The organism is Mycobacterium sp. 1165196.3, assembly GCF_001673415.1.
GTDB classification, from domain to species: domain Bacteria; phylum Actinomycetota; class Actinomycetes; order Mycobacteriales; family Mycobacteriaceae; genus Mycobacterium; species Mycobacterium europaeum_A.
Genome location: NZ_LZLU01000219.1, coordinates 1 through 16383 on the forward strand (window position 1 = coordinate 1; position 16383 = coordinate 16383).

Annotated in this window: 13 protein-coding genes; 7 read left to right on the plus strand and 6 right to left on the minus strand. The window is 70.4% G+C overall.

What is annotated here, in order from left to right; genetic code table 11:
* The 4 genes from A5659_RS21910 to A5659_RS21925 all read left to right on the plus strand — a co-directional run.
* On the plus strand, window positions 1–643 hold a 643-nt coding region (locus A5659_RS21910), incomplete at its 5' end, for a TOBE domain-containing protein (protein ID WP_197498135.1).
* A 121-nt stretch (window positions 644–764) separates the two neighbouring features.
* The gene (locus A5659_RS21915; protein WP_067024541.1) at window positions 765–1862 is read left to right on the plus strand and encodes an alanine and proline-rich secreted protein Apa; all 1098 of its coding nucleotides are present in this window, start codon (window positions 765–767) and stop codon (window positions 1860–1862) included.
* A gap of 146 nt (window positions 1863–2008) precedes the next feature.
* Complete coding sequence (locus tag A5659_RS21920; protein WP_066872807.1) at window positions 2009–2311, plus strand: GlsB/YeaQ/YmgE family stress response membrane protein; 303 nt, start codon at window positions 2009–2011, stop codon at window positions 2309–2311.
* Between the two features lie 45 nt (window positions 2312–2356).
* A complete protein-coding gene (locus tag A5659_RS21925; protein WP_066872810.1) occupies window positions 2357–3385 on the plus strand; it encodes a zinc-binding alcohol dehydrogenase family protein in 1029 nt (342 codons plus the stop codon).
* 6 nt (window positions 3386–3391) lie between these two features.
* Here A5659_RS21925 and A5659_RS21930 read toward each other — a convergent pair whose 3' ends face one another.
* From A5659_RS21930 to A5659_RS21945, 4 genes are all read right to left on the minus strand, one after another.
* Window positions 3392–4153, minus strand: coding sequence for a CPBP family intramembrane glutamic endopeptidase (locus tag A5659_RS21930; protein ID WP_067024539.1), 762 nt, complete (start codon window positions 4151–4153; stop codon window positions 3392–3394).
* An 81-nt stretch (window positions 4154–4234) separates the two neighbouring features.
* Window positions 4235–6628 carry a phosphoketolase gene (locus A5659_RS21935; RefSeq protein ID WP_067024537.1) on the minus strand — a complete coding sequence of 798 codons (2394 nt, stop codon included), beginning with the start codon at window positions 6626–6628 and terminating at the stop codon, window positions 4235–4237.
* Window positions 6629–6672: 44 nt separating this feature from the next.
* Complete coding sequence (locus A5659_RS21940) at window positions 6673–7533, minus strand: SDR family oxidoreductase (RefSeq protein WP_066872817.1); 861 nt, start codon at window positions 7531–7533, stop codon at window positions 6673–6675.
* A 109-nt stretch (window positions 7534–7642) separates the two neighbouring features.
* Window positions 7643–8560, minus strand: a complete 918-nt coding sequence (locus tag A5659_RS21945; protein ID WP_066872820.1) for an undecaprenyl-diphosphate phosphatase — start codon at window positions 8558–8560, stop codon at window positions 7643–7645.
* Between the two features lie 214 nt (window positions 8561–8774).
* Here A5659_RS21945 and A5659_RS21950 point away from each other — a divergent pair, with 214 nt between their 5' ends.
* The 3 genes from A5659_RS21950 (at window position 8775) to A5659_RS21960 (ending at window position 14973) form a co-directional block, all read left to right on the plus strand.
* Window positions 8775–11177, plus strand: a complete 2403-nt coding sequence (locus A5659_RS21950) for a CoA transferase (RefSeq protein WP_067024535.1) — start codon at window positions 8775–8777, stop codon at window positions 11175–11177.
* Between the two features lie 83 nt (window positions 11178–11260).
* Complete coding sequence (locus A5659_RS21955; protein ID WP_067024532.1) at window positions 11261–12745, plus strand: acetyl-CoA acetyltransferase; 1485 nt, start codon at window positions 11261–11263, stop codon at window positions 12743–12745.
* A 113-nt stretch (window positions 12746–12858) separates the two neighbouring features.
* Entirely contained in the window at window positions 12859–14973 is a 2115-nt protein-coding gene (locus A5659_RS21960) for an NAD-dependent epimerase/dehydratase family protein (protein WP_067024530.1), read from the plus strand.
* A 13-nt stretch (window positions 14974–14986) separates the two neighbouring features.
* On the opposite strand, the gene A5659_RS21965 is transcribed toward A5659_RS21960, so the two are convergent.
* Window positions 14987–15712 carry a DUF72 domain-containing protein gene (locus A5659_RS21965; RefSeq protein ID WP_067024527.1) on the minus strand — a complete coding sequence of 242 codons (726 nt, stop codon included), beginning with the start codon at window positions 15710–15712 and terminating at the stop codon, window positions 14987–14989.
* 7 nt (window positions 15713–15719) lie between these two features.
* Window positions 15720–16346, minus strand: coding sequence for an endonuclease (locus tag A5659_RS21970; protein ID WP_067024524.1), 627 nt, complete (start codon window positions 16344–16346; stop codon window positions 15720–15722).
* Between the last annotated feature and the right edge of the window lie 37 nt (window positions 16347–16383).

Below are 16383 nucleotides of genomic sequence, written 5' to 3' on the forward strand. Positions count from 1 at the left end.
CGCCGAACCCGACGTGTTGCTGCTCGACGAACCGCTGGCCGGGCTCGACGTCGCCGCGGCGGCCGCGATCCGGGCCGTGCTGCGCAGGGTGATCACCCGCACCGGCTGTGCGGCGGTCCTGGTCACCCACGACCTGCTGGACGTGTTCACCCTGGCCGATCGCGTCCTGGTGCTGGAGTCGGGCACAATCGCCGAAATCGGGCCGGTGCCAGACGTTCTCACCGCACCACGCAGTCATTTCGCGGCCCGGATCGCGGGCATCAACCTGGTGAACGGAACCGTCGGCCGGGACGGCTCGCTGCGCGCGGACTCCGGTGTCCGCTGGTATGCGGCCCCTGCACAGGGCGGCGAAGCCTTTTCGCCCGAGCAGCATGCGATCGCGGTGTTTTCGCCGACGGCGGTGGCCGTCTACCGCGATCGGCCGCACGGCAGCCCCCGCAACACCGTCGAGGTCACCGTCGCGGAGCTGGATGTCCGCGGCCCCGCGGTCTTGGTGCGCGGTACTCAGCAACCCGACGGCGCCCCGGGCCTGGCCGCGGAGATCACCGTCGACGCCGCTTCGGAGCTGCAGTTGGCGCCCGGCGACCGGGTGTGGTTCTCCGTCAAGGCGCACGAAGTGGCGCTGCATCCCGCCGCCCGGTGACGGCGCCGCGCGGGGCCGCGCCGCCCGACGAAGGTTGCACATTGGCAACATCGGTAAATCCGCGCAGCATTCGTCGCAATGCATCCTTGCGTCACAGCGGTAACACGGTAGGTTCGTCGCCATGGAGCAGGTGGATCCGACCTCGACCCGTCGCAAAGGATTGTGGACGACCCTGGCAATCACCACGGTGACCGGCGCCAGCGCCGTCGCCATCGCGTTGCCGGCAACCTCGAACGCCGATCCCGAGGTGCCGACCCCGGTCCCGCCAACCACGGCCACGGCCCCACCCGGCGCCCCGGCGCCCACGGTGCCGCCGGCCGCCCAGGCGCCGAACGGGCAACCGGCACCCGGCGATCCCAACGCCGCCCCGCCGCCGCCGATCAACCCGAACGGCGCACCGCCGCCGCCCGTCGACCCGAACGCCCCGCCGCCACCGCCGGCCGATCCGAACGCCGGGCGGATCACCAACGCGGTCGGGGGATTCAGCTACGTCCTGCCCGGCGGCTGGGTGGAGTCGGACGCGTCGCACCTCGACTACGGCTCGGCGCTGCTGAGCAAGGTCACCGGCCCGCCGCCGGCGCCCGACCAGCCACCGGCCGTCGCCAATGACACCCGCATCGTGATGGGCCGCCTGGACCAAAAGCTCTACGCGAGCGCGGAAGCCAACAACGCCAAGGCCGCCGTGCGGCTGGGCTCGGACATGGGCGAGTTCTTCATGCCCTATCCCGGCACCCGGATCAACCAGGACGCCACGCCGCTCACCGGGAGCAACGGCAGCACCGGCAGCGCGTCGTATTACGAAGTGAAGTTCAGCGACGCGTCCAAGCCCAACGGCCAGATCTGGACCGGGGTCATCGGCGCGGCCAACGGCGGGACCGCCCAACGCTGGTTCGTGGTGTGGCTCGGAACCTCGAACGACCCGGTGGACCGGGGCGCGGCCAAGGCGCTCACCGAGTCGATCCAGGCGTGGACACCGCCGGCGGCACCGGCGCCGGCTCCGGGAACCCCCGCGGCGCCGGGCGCCCCGGCTGCGCCCGCACCGGCACCCGGGGCAGTGCCACCGGCCGCCCCGGCGGCGCCGGCCGCCCCTGGTGCCCCAGCGCCGGCTCCCGCGGCCCCCGCGGCGCCCGGAGCACCGGCGCAGGCTCCGGGTGGGGCGCCCGCCTCCGAGGTGAGCCCGCCCCCCACGCCGACACCGCAGCAGACCCTGTCGGCCTGACAGCTCCGCCGACCGGTTCGGCCGCGACGGAAAACCGACTGGTCAACCGTCTCCGATTCGGCACTCATTTCGTGACCCAAACTGGGTATACCGGAATGACGCCCAGCAAATAGCTGGGCTTTGCCAGCGATTGCAAGGAGACTTTCATGACTGTCATGGCAGCAACCGAATTTCTTGCCCGCTCCACCACTTTGACCAGCGTCGGCTGGATCGGCTACATCATCATCGGCGGTCTCGCCGGAGCGCTCGCCAGCAGGATCATCCGGGGCAGCGGGGCCGGCATCCTGATGGACATCGTCATCGGCATCGTCGGCGCCCTGATTGGTGGGTTCATCCTGAGCTTCTTCGTCAACACCGCGGGCGGCGGGATCATCTTCACCTTCTTCACCGCGCTGCTCGGCGCCGTGCTCCTGCTCTGGGTCGTCGGCTTGGTGCGACACAGGACGTAGGGCTTAACCCGTTGCGGCCGTGGTGGTTAGCGGCATGATGGATTGATGCCTCCACCGGTGACCACCACGGCAATGCGCGCCTGGCGCGTACGTCGACCCGGGCCGATGAACACCGGCCCGCTGGAGCAAGTCACCACCGAGATACCGCGCCCCGGACCGTCCGAACTGCTGGTGGCCGTGCGCGCCTGCGGCGTCTGCCGCACCGACCTGCATGTCACCGAGGGCGACCTGCCGGTGCACCGCGACCGGGTCACTCCCGGCCATGAGGTGGTCGGTGAAGTCATCGAGATGGGCGCCGAGGCCGCCGGCGAATTCCGGGTGGGGGATCGGGTCGGCATCGCCTGGTTGCGCCACACCTGCGGCGTCTGCAAATACTGTCGTCGCGGCGACGAGAACCTGTGCCCCCAGTCCCGCTACACCGGTTGGGACGCCGACGGCGGCTACGCCGAATTCGCCACCGTCCCGGCGGCATTCGCGCACCCACTGCCGAGCGGCTACAGCGACAGCGAGCTGGCGCCGCTGCTGTGCGCGGGCATCATCGGCTACCGCTCGTTGTTGCGCGCCGAGCTGCCACCCGGCGGCCGCCTGGGCCTCTACGGCTTCGGCGGCAGCGCGCACATCACCGCGCAGGTGGCGTTGGCGCAAGGCGCCGAGGTGCACGTGATGACCCGCGGAGCCCCGGCGCAGGAACTGGCGTTGCAGCTCGGCGCCGCGTCGGCTCAGGGCGCGGCCGATCCACCGCCGGTGCCGCTGGACGCCGCGATCCTGTTTGCCCCGGTGGGGGATCTGGTGCTGCCCGCGCTTGAGGCGCTGGACCGCGGCGGGACCCTGGCCATCGCCGGGATCCACCTGTCCGATATCCCGACCCTGAACTACCAGCGCCACCTGTTCCAGGAACGCCAGGTCCGATCGGTCACGTCCAACACCCGGGCCGACGCGCGGGCCTTCCTCGACTTCGCGAGCAAACACCACATCGAGGTGACGACGCCGGAATATCCGCTGGGACAGGCCGATCGGGCGCTGGCGGATCTGAGCGCCGGGCGCATCGCCGGTGCGGCGGTGCTGCTGGTGTGAACCCGGTCAGGCGGACAGGTGCCACACCAGTGCGGCCGCCAGCGCGCCAAGGCCGTTCAATGACCAGTGCAACGCGATCGGCGCGATCAGGCTGCCGCTGCGCCGGCGCAGCCAGCTGAAGACGAACCCGGCCGCCCCGGTGGCCAGCACCGCGCCGGTCACCCCCGCCGCCATCCCCACGATCCCGCCGCCGAACAGCCGGGTGAAGCCGACGTTGCTGCTGGTCAACCCGAACGACGTCGCGACGTGCCACAGCCCGAACAACAGCGAGCCGGCCAGCGCGACGCCGCGAAAGCCCCAGGCCCTGTTGAGCGTTCCGTGCAGCACGCCGCGGAAGGCCAGTTCCTCGGGAATCACGGTCTGCAGCGGGATGATGACCATCGAGGCGATCAGCGCCCCGGAGATGGTGGCGTAGCGGTTGTTCATGAACATCGGCCGGGTGGCCGGCAGCAGGACGCCCACCGCGATCACCGCGGCCACGACGACCACGGCGGCCACCGCGTAACCCAGGCCGGGCTTCCAGTGCTCGCGGCCCAGACCCAGGTCCGCCCAGCCCAGGCCGCGCCACCGCATCAGGACCACCAGGCCGACGGCCGCGGCGGGCACGGTCGCGATGCTCGCCCACGGCGTGGTGAAGTGCGCGATCAGGTTGGTCAGCACCAGCACCGCGACGACGACGGCGATGTCGAGGTGGATCCGGAATCGGTGCGGCGCCGCCAGCGGGGACACCAGGGGCTCGATGCGGGCGGTCCCGGTGGCGTCAGGCATCCGACCAGTTTACCGGCGCCGGTCCCGCCTCGACGTTCGACGAGGTGGCCGTCACGGTCGCGGTGGCGCCGAAACGCGGTGTCAGTCCTGGTCGCTCGGCGACCAGGTCCAGCCGGAGATCTTCGGGTCGTCCTCGCCGTGTTCGCGGGTGTACATCCGCGCGGCCAGGCGGGCGTCGACCATGCGCTGGCGCAGCATGGCGGCGCGACTGGCCAGCCCGTCCACCCGGTCGATCACGTCGATGACCAGGTGGAAGCGGTCCAGGTCGTTGAGCATCACCATGTCGAAGGGCGTGGTCGTGGTGCCGCGCTCCTTGAAGCCGCGCACGTGCAGGTGGGCGTGGTTGGTGCGGCTATAGGTGAGCCGGTGGATCAGCCAGGGATAGCCGTGGTAGGCGAAGATCACCGGCTTGTCCCGGGTGAACAGCGCGTCGAACTCGCGGTCCGGCAGGCCGTGTGGGTGCTCGGAGTCCGGCTGCAGCCGCATCAGGTCGACGATGTTGATCACCCGCACCCCCAGGTCCGGCAGCTCGCGGCGCAGGATGTCGGCGGCGGCCAGCGTCTCGAGCGTGGGGATGTCGCCCGCGCAGGCCAGCACCACGTCGGGTTCGTCGGTGGCGGTGCTCGCCCAGTCCCAGATGCCCAGGCCGCGGGTGCAGTGCGCGATGGCTTCGTCCATGCCGAGGTAGGCCAGCGCGGGCTGCTTGCCGGCCACGATGACGTTGATGTAGTCGCGGCTGCGCAGGCAGTGGTCGGCCACCGAGAGCAGCGTGTTGCCGTCCGGCGGCAGGTAGACGCGGGTCAGCTCGGGACGTTTGTTGGCGACGAGGTCGATGAACCCCGGGTCCTGATGGGACGCGCCGTTGTGGTCCTGGCGCCAGACGTGCGAGCTCAGCAGGTAGTTGAGCGACGCGATGGGGCGGCGCCACGGCAGTTCCCGGCTGGTGGCAAGCCATTTTGCGTGCTGGTTGAGCATCGAGTCGACGATGTGCACGAACGCCTCGTAGCAGTTGAACAGCCCGTGCCGGCCGGTCAGCAGGTAGCCCTCCAGCCAGCCCTGGCACAGGTGCTCGGAGAGCACCTCCATCACCCGGCCGTCGGGGGCGAGGTGTTCGTCGTCGGGCTCAACCTCCGAGAGCCACACCTTGTCGGTCGAGCCGTAGACGGCGTCGAGCCGATTCGACGCCGTCTCGTCGGGCCCCATCAGCCGGAACCGATCCCGGTTGCGGGCGATCACGTCGCGCAGGAACGTGCCCAGCACCCGGGTGGCCTCGTGCGTGGCGGCCGCCGGCCGCTCGACGGCCACGGCGTAGTCGCGGAAGTCCGGCAGGTCCAGGTCGTGCAGCAGCAGGCCGCCGTTGGCGTGCGGGTTGGCGCTCATCCGCCGATCGCCGGTGGGCGCCAGGACCCGCAATTCCTCACGTAGCCTGCCGTTTTCGTCGAACAGCTGCTCGGGGGCGTAGCTGCGCAGCCACTCCTCGAGCTGGGCGCGGTGTTCGGGATTGTCGTGCGTCTCGGACAACGGCACCTGATGCGAGCGCCAGGTGCCCTCCACCTTCTTGCCGTCCACCACCTTGGGTCCGGTCCAGCCCTTGGGCGTGCGCAGCACGATCATCGGCCACACCGGCCGCTCGACCTCGCCGCCGCCGCGGGCCGCGCTCTGGATGGCCGCGATGTCGTCGAACGCGTCGTCGAGCGCCGCGGCCAGTTGCTGGTGCACGTCGGCCGGGTCGTCCCCGGCAACCGTGATCGGCCGGTAGCCGTAGCCGCGCAGCAGCGCTTCCAGCTCGTCGTGGGGGATGCGGGCCAGCACCGTCGGGTTGGCGATCTTGTAGCCGTTGAGCGCCAGGATGGGCAGCACCGCGCCGTCGGTCACCGGGTTGAGGAATTTGTTGGAGTGCCAGCTGGCGGCCAGCGGCCCGGTTTCGGCCTCGCCGTCGCCGACCACGCAGGCCACCACCAGATACGGATTGTCCAGCGCGGCGCCGTAGGCGTGCACGAGCGCGTAGCCCAGCTCACCGCCCTCGTGGATGGAGCCCGGCGTCTGCGCGGCGACGTGGCTGGGGATGCCGCCGGGGAAGGAGAACTGCCGGAACAGCTTGCGCAGGCCCTCGGTGTCCTCCTCGATGCCGGTGTACACCTCGCTGTAGGTGCCCTCCAGGTAGGCGTTGGCGACCAGCCCGGGGCCGCCGTGGCCCGGGCCGGTCACGTAGATGACGTCGGCGTCGCGGTTGCGGATGATCCGGTTCAAGTGCGCGTAGACGAGGTTGAGCCCGGGCGTGGTGCCCCAGTGCCCCAGCAGGCGCGGTTTGACGTGTTCGGTGGACAGCGGCTCGGTGAGCAGCGGGTTGTCGAGGAGGTAGATCTGCCCCACCGAGAGATAATTGGCGGCGCGCCAGTATTTGTCGATGAGAGCGAGTTCGTCGTCGGAGAGCGGAGATTGCGCGGGCACGGAGGTTCGGGTTTCTAGGCTCACTGGGCCGATTGTGCGCGCCTTCGGCGCACAATGCTCGTGCGCGGCTAGTCTTCGCCGCGGGCGCGGGCCTCGTACGCCTGCCGCTTGGCCACGTCGACGTCGTCGGTGAAGACGTGATCGCCGCCGAGCATCCGGTTGAGCCCCTCGGCGATTCGACGCGGCCAGAACTTCTGGGAGACCACCATCGCGCCGGCCGCCTTGGTGATCCGCACCCGCGGCTTGGGGTGGGCGACCAGGTTGACGATCGCGTCGGCGATCTCGGCGGGCTCGGCGTTGCGGAAGCCCTTCATGCCGGGGGTGCCGGCGACCAGCTCGGTGTTGACGAACGTCGGTAACACCAGAGAGAACTTCACCCCGGCCTTGCGGTACTCCAGCCGGGCCGAGTCGGTGAACGCGACCACCGCGTGCTTGCTGGCGCAGTAGGTGGCCAGGCCGACGATGTAGAGCTCACCGGCCAGCGAGGCGACGTTGATGATGTGCCCCGTGCCGCGGGGGACCATGCGCTGGGCGGCCAGCTTGCTGCCCAGCATCACGCCATAGACGTTGATGTCCAGAATCCGGCGGGTGACCGCGTCCGGCTCGTCGATGACTCGGCCGACGGGCATGATGCCGGCGTTGTTGATCAGCACGTCGATCGGGCCGAGCTGCCGCTCGACCTCGTCCAGGAAGTCGGCGAACGAGTGGGGGTCGGTGACGTCGAGTTTTCCGTAGACGTCGAGGCCCAGGTCGGCGCCCGACTCCTTCACCCGCACCTCGTCGACGTCGCCGATGGCGACCTTGGCGCCCAGCTTGTGCAGCGCGGTCGCGGTGGCCAGTCCGATTCCCCGGGCGCCGCCGGTGATCACGATGACCTTGCCTTTCAGCCGGCCCCTGCCCTTCACGCCGACGGAAGCCGTATCTGCCATTCCTGGTCCCCTCCAGATTCTTGACGGGTGTCAACTTCGCCAGTGGGCTAAGCACAGCACTCGAAGTCGCCCCGCGCAACAATCCCCAGATGACCGGTAGCCCGCCGGTTCAGCGCAGGGCAAACCAAACCAGGCTGGCCCCGCCGGCCAGGGCGCAGTAGATCGCGAACGGCGTGAGCGTCCGGGTCTGGAAGTAGCGCGTCAGGAAGCGCACGGCGAGGTAGGCGCAGACGAAGGAGGCGACGCTGCCGGCCAACACCTGGCCCCCGATCCCGGCGCCGAGCGGCCCGAAGAGTTCCGGGATCTTGTACACCCCCGCGGCCAGGATGATCGGGGTCGCGAGCAGGAAGGAAAACCGCGCCGCGTCCTCGTGCGACAGGCCCCGCCACAGCCCGGCGACGATGGTGATTCCCGAGCGGCTGATGCCGGGGAACAGCGCCAGGATCTGCGCCGCACCGATCACCACGCCGCGGGGCAGCGGCAGTTGGGCGAGCCGGCGGTCCGACGCCTCGTCGCCGTGTTCGAGTTCCTGGCCGGTCGCCGCCGGCCCATCCGGTTCGGGCGCGACCCGCCGGCGCAACACTTCTCCCGCGTAGAGCGCGATCCCGTTGAGCAGCAGGAAGGCCGCCGCGGGGACCGGCTTGCCCAGTGTGGTGCGGAACAGCTGTTCTAGCGCCAGCCCCGCCAGGCCCACCGGGATGGTGCCGCCCACGATCAGCCAGGCCAGCCGCTCGTCGGGCGTCCGGATCCGGCGATGACGCAGCGAGGTGAAGAACCCGGTCAGGATGCGCACCCAGTCACGCCAGAAGAACAGCAGCAGCGCCGCGGCGGTGGCCACATGCAGGCCCACGATGAACGCCAGGTAGGGCGATTTGGGGGCCGAGACGCTGAGGTCCTGGGCCCATCGCCCGCCGGCCAGCGCGGGCACCAGCACCGCGTGCCCCAGGCTGGACACCGGGAACAGCTCGGTGACGCCTTGGAAGGCGCCGACCACCACGGCCTCGAGGTAGCTCAGGTGCGCGGTCATACGGGATGCCTCCATGAGACGACGGGTGGGCCTGGCGGATCGGCCTGTGACGATAGCCGACGCCGCACCGGCGCGGGTCTTCGACCGACCACCGACCACCATCACCGGTGCGCCGAATCAGCTTGCCCACCCGGCACTTTGGCCGCGCCGGCGATCGATCCGCATGGGGAATGCCCGACGGGCAGCCGCCTGACCAGGCAGGTACGGTGTCCAGATGGCCGACGGGCTGCTCGATGCCGTGCGTGTGCTCGACTTGTCGAGCGGCGTCGCCGACGCGGTCACCCGCCTGTTCGCCGACCTGGGTGCCGACGTCCTCAAGGTGGAACCGCCGGGCGGATGCCTGGGACGCGATGCGCTGCCCACGCTGCGCGGCGCCAGCATTCCGTTCGCCGTGCACAACGCCAACAAGCGCAGCACGGTGCTCGACCCCTTCGATGACGAGGACTGCGCCCGCTTCCTGGCACTGGCCGCCGAGGCCGACATCCTGGTGGACACCGGCGCCGACGAGCGCGGTGCCATGTTCGGGACCTCCGGTGAGGAGCTGGCGGCCCGCTACCCACACCTGGTGGTGCTCTCGATCACCGACTTCGGTGCGACGGGGTCGCGGTCGTCCTGGCGCGCCACCGATCCGGTGCTGTACGCGATGTGCGGCGCGCTGTCGCGGTCGGGCCCCACCACCGGGACGCCCGTGTTGCCGCCGGACGGCATCGCTTCGGCGACCGCCGCCGTCCAGGCGGCGTGGGCCGCGCTCGCGGCGTATTACAACCGATTACGCTGCGGCACGGGCGATTACATCGACTTCTCGTGGTTCGACGCCGTCGTGATGGCGCTCGATCCCGCGTTCGGCGCGCACGGGCAGGCCGCCGCCGGCGTCCGCCGCAGCGGGCGGTGGCGGGGCCGGCCGAAGAACCAGGACGCCTACCCGATCTATCCGTGCCGGGACGGCTACGTCCGGCTGTGTGTGATGGCGCCGCGGCAGTGGCGCGGCCTGCGGCGCTGGCTGGGGGAGCCGGAACAGTTCCAGGACCCGAAATTCGACGCGATCGGCGAGCGGTTCGCGGCCTGGCCGCAGATCAGCGAGCTGATCCGGGAGCTGTTCGCCGGGCAGACCATGCAGGATCTGGTGGCCGCCGGGCAGGCCAACGGGGTGCCGATCGCCGCGGTGCTGACGCCCGCACGGATCCTGGGGTCCGAACACTTCCAGGCGGTGGGCGCGATCACCGAGGCCGAACTGGTCCCCGGCGTGCGCACCGCCGTGCCGACCGGATATTTCGTCGTGGACGGCCGCCGCGCGGGTTTCCGGACGCCGGTCCCCGCCGCGGGAAGCGACGAACCGTATTGGAGCGGCAACCCGTCGGTGGTGCCGTCGTCCTCGGGCCGGCTCGGCGACTATCCCTTTGCCGGGCTGCGGATTCTGGATCTGGGCATCATCGTGGCCGGCGGCGAGCTGAGCCGGTTGTTCGGCGACCTGGGCGCCGACGTCATCAAAGTCGAAAGCGTCGACTACCCGGACGGACTGCGGCAGGCCCGGATCGGCGACGCGATGAGCGAGTCGTTCGCCTGGACGCACCGCAACAACCGGGGCCTCGGATTGGATCTGCGCAGCGCCGAGGGCAAGAAGATCTTCGGCCGCCTGGTGGCCGAGGCCGACGCCGTCTTCGCCAACTTCAAGCCGGGAACCCTTGGGGCACTGGGGTTTTCCTACGACGAGCTGCGCGCGCTCAACCCGCGCATTGTGCTGGCCGAAAGCAGCGCGTTCGGCGACACGGGGCCGTGGAGCGCGCGGCTGGGCTACGGCCCACTGGTGCGCGCCACCACCGGGGTCACCCGGCTCTGGACGTCGGACGAGGCGACCGACGAAGCCGCCGCGGGCCGGCACGGGTTCTACGACGCGACGACGGTCTTCCCCGACCACGTGGTGGGCCGGGTCACCGCGATCGGGGCGCTGGCCGCGCTGATCCACCGCGACCGGACCGGCCGGGGCGCCCACGTCCACATCTCGCAGGCCGAGGTCGTGGTCAACCAACTCGACACGCTGTACGTCACCGAGGCCGCGCTGGCCGCGGGCGTCACGCAGATCCGCGAGGACACCGGGCTGCATGCGGTCTATCCCTGCGCCGGTGACGACGAATGGTGCGTCATCTCGATCCGGTCGGACGACGAATGGCGCCGCGCCGCTTGGGTTTTCGATCACGCCGGGTGGGCCGAGGACCCGCGCTTCGCCACCGGCGAGGCGCGACTGGCCCATCGCCGCGAGCTGGTGGAGCTGGTCTCGGGGTGGACCCGCACCCGTACCCCGTTGCGGGCCGCCGAACTGTTGCAGTCGGCCGGGGTCCCGGCGGGGCCGATGAACCGCCCGCCGGACGTGCTCGAGGACCCCCAGCTGGTGGCGCGGAACGTCTACAGCCCCATGACGCATCCCCTGATCGACAACCCGTTGCCGGCCGAGACGGGTCCGGCGCCGTATCGCCACATCGCGGCGGCCCGGCACGTCCCGGCGCCGCTGCCCGGCCAGCACACCGTCGAGATCTGCCGGGAGGTGCTCGGGATGAACCCCGCGGACATCCAGCGGCTGCTCGACGACGGCGTCCTGTCCGCCCCGGCCGACACCGTCTAGCGGTCGAGCCCGCAGCGCCACCCCGCGGCCGCCACGGCGAGGCCCGACGGGACCAGATCCATAGCCACGCTAAATTCGTTCCCATGAGCGTCGACCCCACGACCCCGGTGTTGATCGGCTACGGCCAGGTCAACCATCGCGACGAGATCGACCCGCAAGGCCGCTCGGTCGAGCCGATGGACCTGATGGTGGCCGCGGCCGGGAAAGCCGCCGACCCCGCGGTGATCCAGGCCGTCGACTCCATTCGCATCGTCAACATCCTGTCGGCCCAATACCGCGACCCGGGCCTGTTGCTCGGCCAGCGGATCGGGGCGACGGACTTCAGCACGCTGTACAGCCCCGTCGGGGGCAACGTGCCACAGTCGCTGGTCAACCAGGCCTGCCTGGACATCCAGCGGGGTCACGCCCGGGTGGTGCTGCTGGCCGGCGCCGAAACCTGGCGCACCCGGCGCGGGTTGCGGGCCAAGGGCGCCAAGCTGGTGTGGACCGAGCAGGACCACTCGGTCCCGATGGCCGAAATCAGCGGCGACGACGTCCCGATGGCCGGTGACGCCGAGATCAGGATCTCCCTGGACCGGCCCGCCTACATCTATCCGCTGTTCGAGGAGGCGCTGCGGATCGCGAACGGCGAGTCGATCGACGATCACCTCGAGCGCATCGGGGCGCTGTGGGCCCGGTTCAACGCCGTCGCAGTGGACAACCCGAACGCTTGGATCCGCAAGCCGTCGAGCGCCGACGAGATCCGCAGCGCCGGTCCGCAGAACCGCATGATCAGCTGGCCCTACACCAAGCTGATGAACTCCAACAACATGGTCGACCAGGGCGCGGCGCTGGTCCTGACCTCGGCCGGGGAGGCGACACGGCTCAAGATTCCGGCCGAGCGGTGGGTTTACCCGCACGCGGGCACCGACGCCCACGACACGCCGTCGGTCGCCGAACGTCACGAACTGCACCGCTCGACGGCGATCCGGATCGCCGGCGCGCGGGCGCTCGAGCTGGCCGGCGTGGGTGTCGACGACATCGACTACGTCGACCTGTACTCCTGCTTCCCCTCCGCGGTTCAGGTGGCGGCGGCCGAGCTCGGGCTGAGCGTCGACGATCCCGCCCGCCCGCTGACGGTGACCGGCGGTCTGACGTTCGCGGGCGGGCCATGGAGCAACTACGTGATGCATTCGATCGCCACCATGGCGGAGTTGCTGGTGGCCAATCCGGGCCGGCGCGGCCTGATCACCGCCAACGGTGGCTACCTGACCAAACACAGCTTCGGCGTGTACAGCACCGAGCCACCGGCCGAATTCCGTTGGGAAGACACGCAACCCGCCGTCGATCGGGAGCCGACGACCGACGCGGCGGTCGGGTGGGAAGGCGTCGGCACCGTGGAGGCCTGGACGACCCCCTTCGACCGCGAGGGGCGGCCCGAGAAGGCTTTTCTGGCCGTCCGGACGCCCGACGGGGCGCGTGCGCTGGCCGTGGTCACCGATCCCGCCGCGGCGCAGGAGTCGGTGCGGGAGGACATCGGTGGCGCCAAGGCCGCCGTCGCCGCGGACGGCAGCGCGACGCTGCGATAGCCCGGCCGGCAACATCACACCAGGTCGGCCGAACCGTTACCGGACCAACGGTCGCGTAGCCCACGCCTACTTGCCTATTGTTGAATGCTGAGGGTTGGGGGAGGTGAGCCCAGGTGCACATCCTGGTTACCGACGCCACCGGCGCACTCGGGCGGCTGGTCGCTGGGCAGCTGATCGCTGCCGGGCACACGGTCACCGGCATTGCTGAACTGCCCCATCCATGCCTGGACCGCAACGTCGAGTTTGTTTGCGCGTCGCTGCGCGATCGGGTCCTACGGGACCTGACCGAGGAGGCCGACGCGGTGATCCACCTGGCCCCCATCGACCCGACCGCCCCGGGCAGCGCGGACATTGACGGCCTCGCACGGGTGACCGATGCCGCCGCCCGCGCCGGGTCCCGGCTGCTGTTCGTGTCGCAGGCCGCCGGCCGGCCCGAGCTGTACCGGCCGGCCGAGGACCTGGTCTCGTCGAGTTGGGGCCCCACCGTCGTGGTCCGGATCGCGCCACCGGTCGGTCGCCAGCTCGACTGGATGGTGTGCCGCACCGTGGCCACCCTGCTGCGCGCCAAGGTCTCGACCCAACCCATGCGGGTGCTTCATCTCGACGACCTGATGCGCTTTCTGGTGTCGGTGCTCGACACCGACCGCACCGGTGTGGTGGACCTCGCCAGCCCGGACACCGTCAACCTGGTCACCGCCTGGCGGGTGCTACGTGCCGCCGACCCGCGGTCCCGGCTGCATCGGGTGCGTAGCTGGTCGCAACTGGTCCCCGAGATGGATGTTTTTGCCGCACAAGAAGATTGGTCGTTCCAGTTCGGCTGGCACGCGCTTGACGCGGTCGCCGACACCGCGCGCGGACTCGTCGGTCGCCGAGTCGACACCGCGGGCGCGATCAATCACGGCGGGCGGCTCGCGCTCCCGGTCGAGGTGCTGGCCCACTCCCGACGGCCTTCCGAGGACGCCCGCAGTGCGGCACCGGAAGGCATCGAGGGCGAATTCGACGACCAGATCGATCCGAGGTTTCCCGTCTTCAGTGCGTCCCCCCTCAACGAGGCGCTGCCCGGACCGCTCACCCCGATCACGCTTGACGTCCAACTGAGCGGATTGCGCACGGCGAGCAGGGTATTGGGCCAGGCGCTCGCGCTCGGCGGCGCGGTGGACGAGGAATGGGCCAGCCGGGCCGTCGCGGTGTTCGGCCATCGTCCCTACATCGGGGTCTCGGTCAACATGGTCGCCGCCGCTCAGCTGCCCGGCTGGGATCAGGAGGCGCTCGCCCGCGACGCCCTGGTCGGCCAGCCCCACATCGGGGATCCGCTGCCGTTCGGTGAGCCGGCCCTGGTAGGCGGCGCCCTGGGCTCGCTGGCCAAGGCCGTCGCGGCGGGTCGATCGGTGGCGCTGCTGCGCCACCTGCGGTCCGACACCCGCGCCTACGGCGCCGCCGCGGCCGCGGAACACCTCGACACCGGCCAACTGGCGCTGCTACCGGAGGCCGCACTGGAAGTTCGGCTGCGGCTGCTGCGCGATCGCATCCATCAAGGGTGGATCCTCAACGCGCTGTGGCTGATCGACGCCGGAGTCAGCGCCGCGACACCGGTGCGCGGCCAGGCGGGGCGCAGTGTGTCCGGGGTGGGCATGATCGCCGACAGCCATCTCGTCGACGCCGAGATCGCCGAGTTGGCGGCGGCGCTGCGAGCCGACCCGCCGTTGCGCGCGCTGGCCGCCGACGGCAACCTCGCCAGCATCCGCGCGCTGTCACCCAAGACGGCTGCCGCCGTCGACGACGCCGTCGCGCGAATCGGGCACCGCGGGCCGGGAGAGGCCGAGTTGGCCGCCACGACATTCGCCGACGATCCCACCATGTTGCTGATCGCCGCGGCCACCTGCGAACAGCCGCCGACGCCGCAGCAACGGCCGGCGCGCGCCGCCCGTGGTTCTCGGGAGCTGGCCTACGACACCACGATGCGGTTCACACACGAACTCCGTATGACGTTGCGCGCCTTGGGTTCGCTGCGGGTCGAGGCGGACCTCATCGACGATGTCGAGGACATGTACTACCTGACCTGCAACGAACTGGTCACCCTGCCCGGTGATGCGCGGTTGCGGATCAAACGCCGCCGCACCGAACGCGAACGGCTGCAGGCGCAATGCCCACCCGAGGTCATCGACGGGGCGTGGACCCCGGTGCCGCGCGGCGCTGACGGCTCGGACCCCGAGCGCACCGCGGGCTAGTCGCTCGGGTGCGTCAACCCAAAAGCTCGCGCAGTGCCAGCGCGTTGCGGACCGCGTGGCCGCCCAGGTCGTTGTTGAAGTACATCCACACGTCGCGTCCCTCGCCGTCCCAGCCTGCGATTCGCTCGGCCCAGCGCCGTAGGTCGTCATCGGAGTAGGAGCCGGCATAGTTGGCTTCCGGATCCGGGCCGTGCATCCGGATGTACACCAAATCCGTCGTGGCACGCGGGATGCACTCCAGCCCGAGGCCACTCATCACCACATAGGCGGCGCGGCGGCGTTCCAGCAACTCGAACACCGCGGGGTCATTCCACGAGGGGTGGCGCAATTCGACGGCGACGCGGATCGATTCGGGCATCAGTGCCAGGAACGTATCCAGGCGCGCGTCGTCGCGCTGTTGCTCGGGGTGCAACTGCGCGAGCAGCACCCCGTGCCGATCTCCCAGCAGGCGCCAACAACGTTCGAATCGTTCGATCCACGGTTCGGGTGAGGCCAGCCGGCGATAGTGGGTCAATCCGCGATGAGCCTTGACCGACATGGTGAAACCCTCCGGCAGTTGGCGGCGCCAGCCCGTGAAGGTCGAATCCTGCGGCCACCGGTAGAAACTGGCGTTCAGCTCGACGGTGTCGAACACCTCGACGTAGCGGGCCAGGCGGCGCCCCGACGGCGTTCCCGTCGGATACAACACATTCGCCCAGTGGTTGTAGGACCACCCTGAGGTACCGATGCGTATGGTCACGGGCCGCTCAGCCGGTCACCCGCTGACGCACATCGTCGTCCAGCGACGCCCTGACCAGCGCGGCGGCCAACCTCGCATTGGCGTGCGGCGCAAGGGATCCCAGCATCGCCGGCGCGGCGGGCAGACCCAATTGCTTGGCGGTGCCGGTGGCCCGGTCATCGAAATACGGGCGCACCCAGGTCCACACGTCTTGAACTTCGCGCAGGTAGATGTCGGCGCCGGTGTCGCCGATTCCCTTGAACTGCTTGAGCATCCGTTTGGCCGCTGCGGCATCATGGCGGCTGCGATCGGCCAGACGGCGCAGATCGCCGGAGTAGTCGTCGCGAACCCGGTCGGCCATATCCGCCAGCCGGGTCGCCGAGCTCTCGTCGTAGCGCACGTAGTGGGCACGCCCGAACGCCTCGATCATGGTGTGCCGGTCGGCCGCCTGCACGGCTTTGGGTGTGCGCAGGCCGGCTTTGAACAGCTCACGCGCGGCGGCCGTGGCGATGCCGGCGTCGATCGGCTTGCTGGCAAGCATGCACAGGACCAGCAGCTGAAACAGCGGCATCGGCTTGTCGCTCAGCTTGATACGCGCCTGCGCCGCATAGGTCGTGCCGGCAACGTCGAGAAGTCGTCGCACCCGCTTGTCCATACGCACCCGCGTACCCGCGCCCCGCGCGAGCAAACCG

Excerpts from the sequence above, each read along its gene's own strand:
- A5659_RS21915 (WP_067024541.1), top strand. The coding sequence starts at position 765 with ATGGAGCAGGTGGATCCGACCTCGACCCGTCGCAAAGGATTGTGGACG.
- A5659_RS21920 (WP_066872807.1), top strand. The coding sequence starts at position 2,009 with ATGACTGTCATGGCAGCAACCGAATTTCTTGCCCGCTCCACCACTTTG.
- A5659_RS21925 (WP_066872810.1), top strand. The coding sequence starts at position 2,357 with ATGCCTCCACCGGTGACCACCACGGCAATGCGCGCCTGGCGCGTACGT.
- A5659_RS21930 (WP_067024539.1), bottom strand. The coding sequence starts at position 4,153 with ATGCCTGACGCCACCGGGACCGCCCGCATCGAGCCCCTGGTGTCCCCG.
- A5659_RS21940 (WP_066872817.1), bottom strand. The coding sequence starts at position 7,533 with ATGGCAGATACGGCTTCCGTCGGCGTGAAGGGCAGGGGCCGGCTGAAA.
- A5659_RS21945 (WP_066872820.1), bottom strand. The coding sequence starts at position 8,560 with ATGACCGCGCACCTGAGCTACCTCGAGGCCGTGGTGGTCGGCGCCTTC.
- A5659_RS21950 (WP_067024535.1), top strand. The coding sequence starts at position 8,775 with ATGGCCGACGGGCTGCTCGATGCCGTGCGTGTGCTCGACTTGTCGAGC.
- A5659_RS21955 (WP_067024532.1), top strand. The coding sequence starts at position 11,261 with ATGAGCGTCGACCCCACGACCCCGGTGTTGATCGGCTACGGCCAGGTC.
- A5659_RS21970 (WP_067024524.1), bottom strand. The coding sequence starts at position 16,346 with ATGGACAAGCGGGTGCGACGACTTCTCGACGTTGCCGGCACGACCTAT.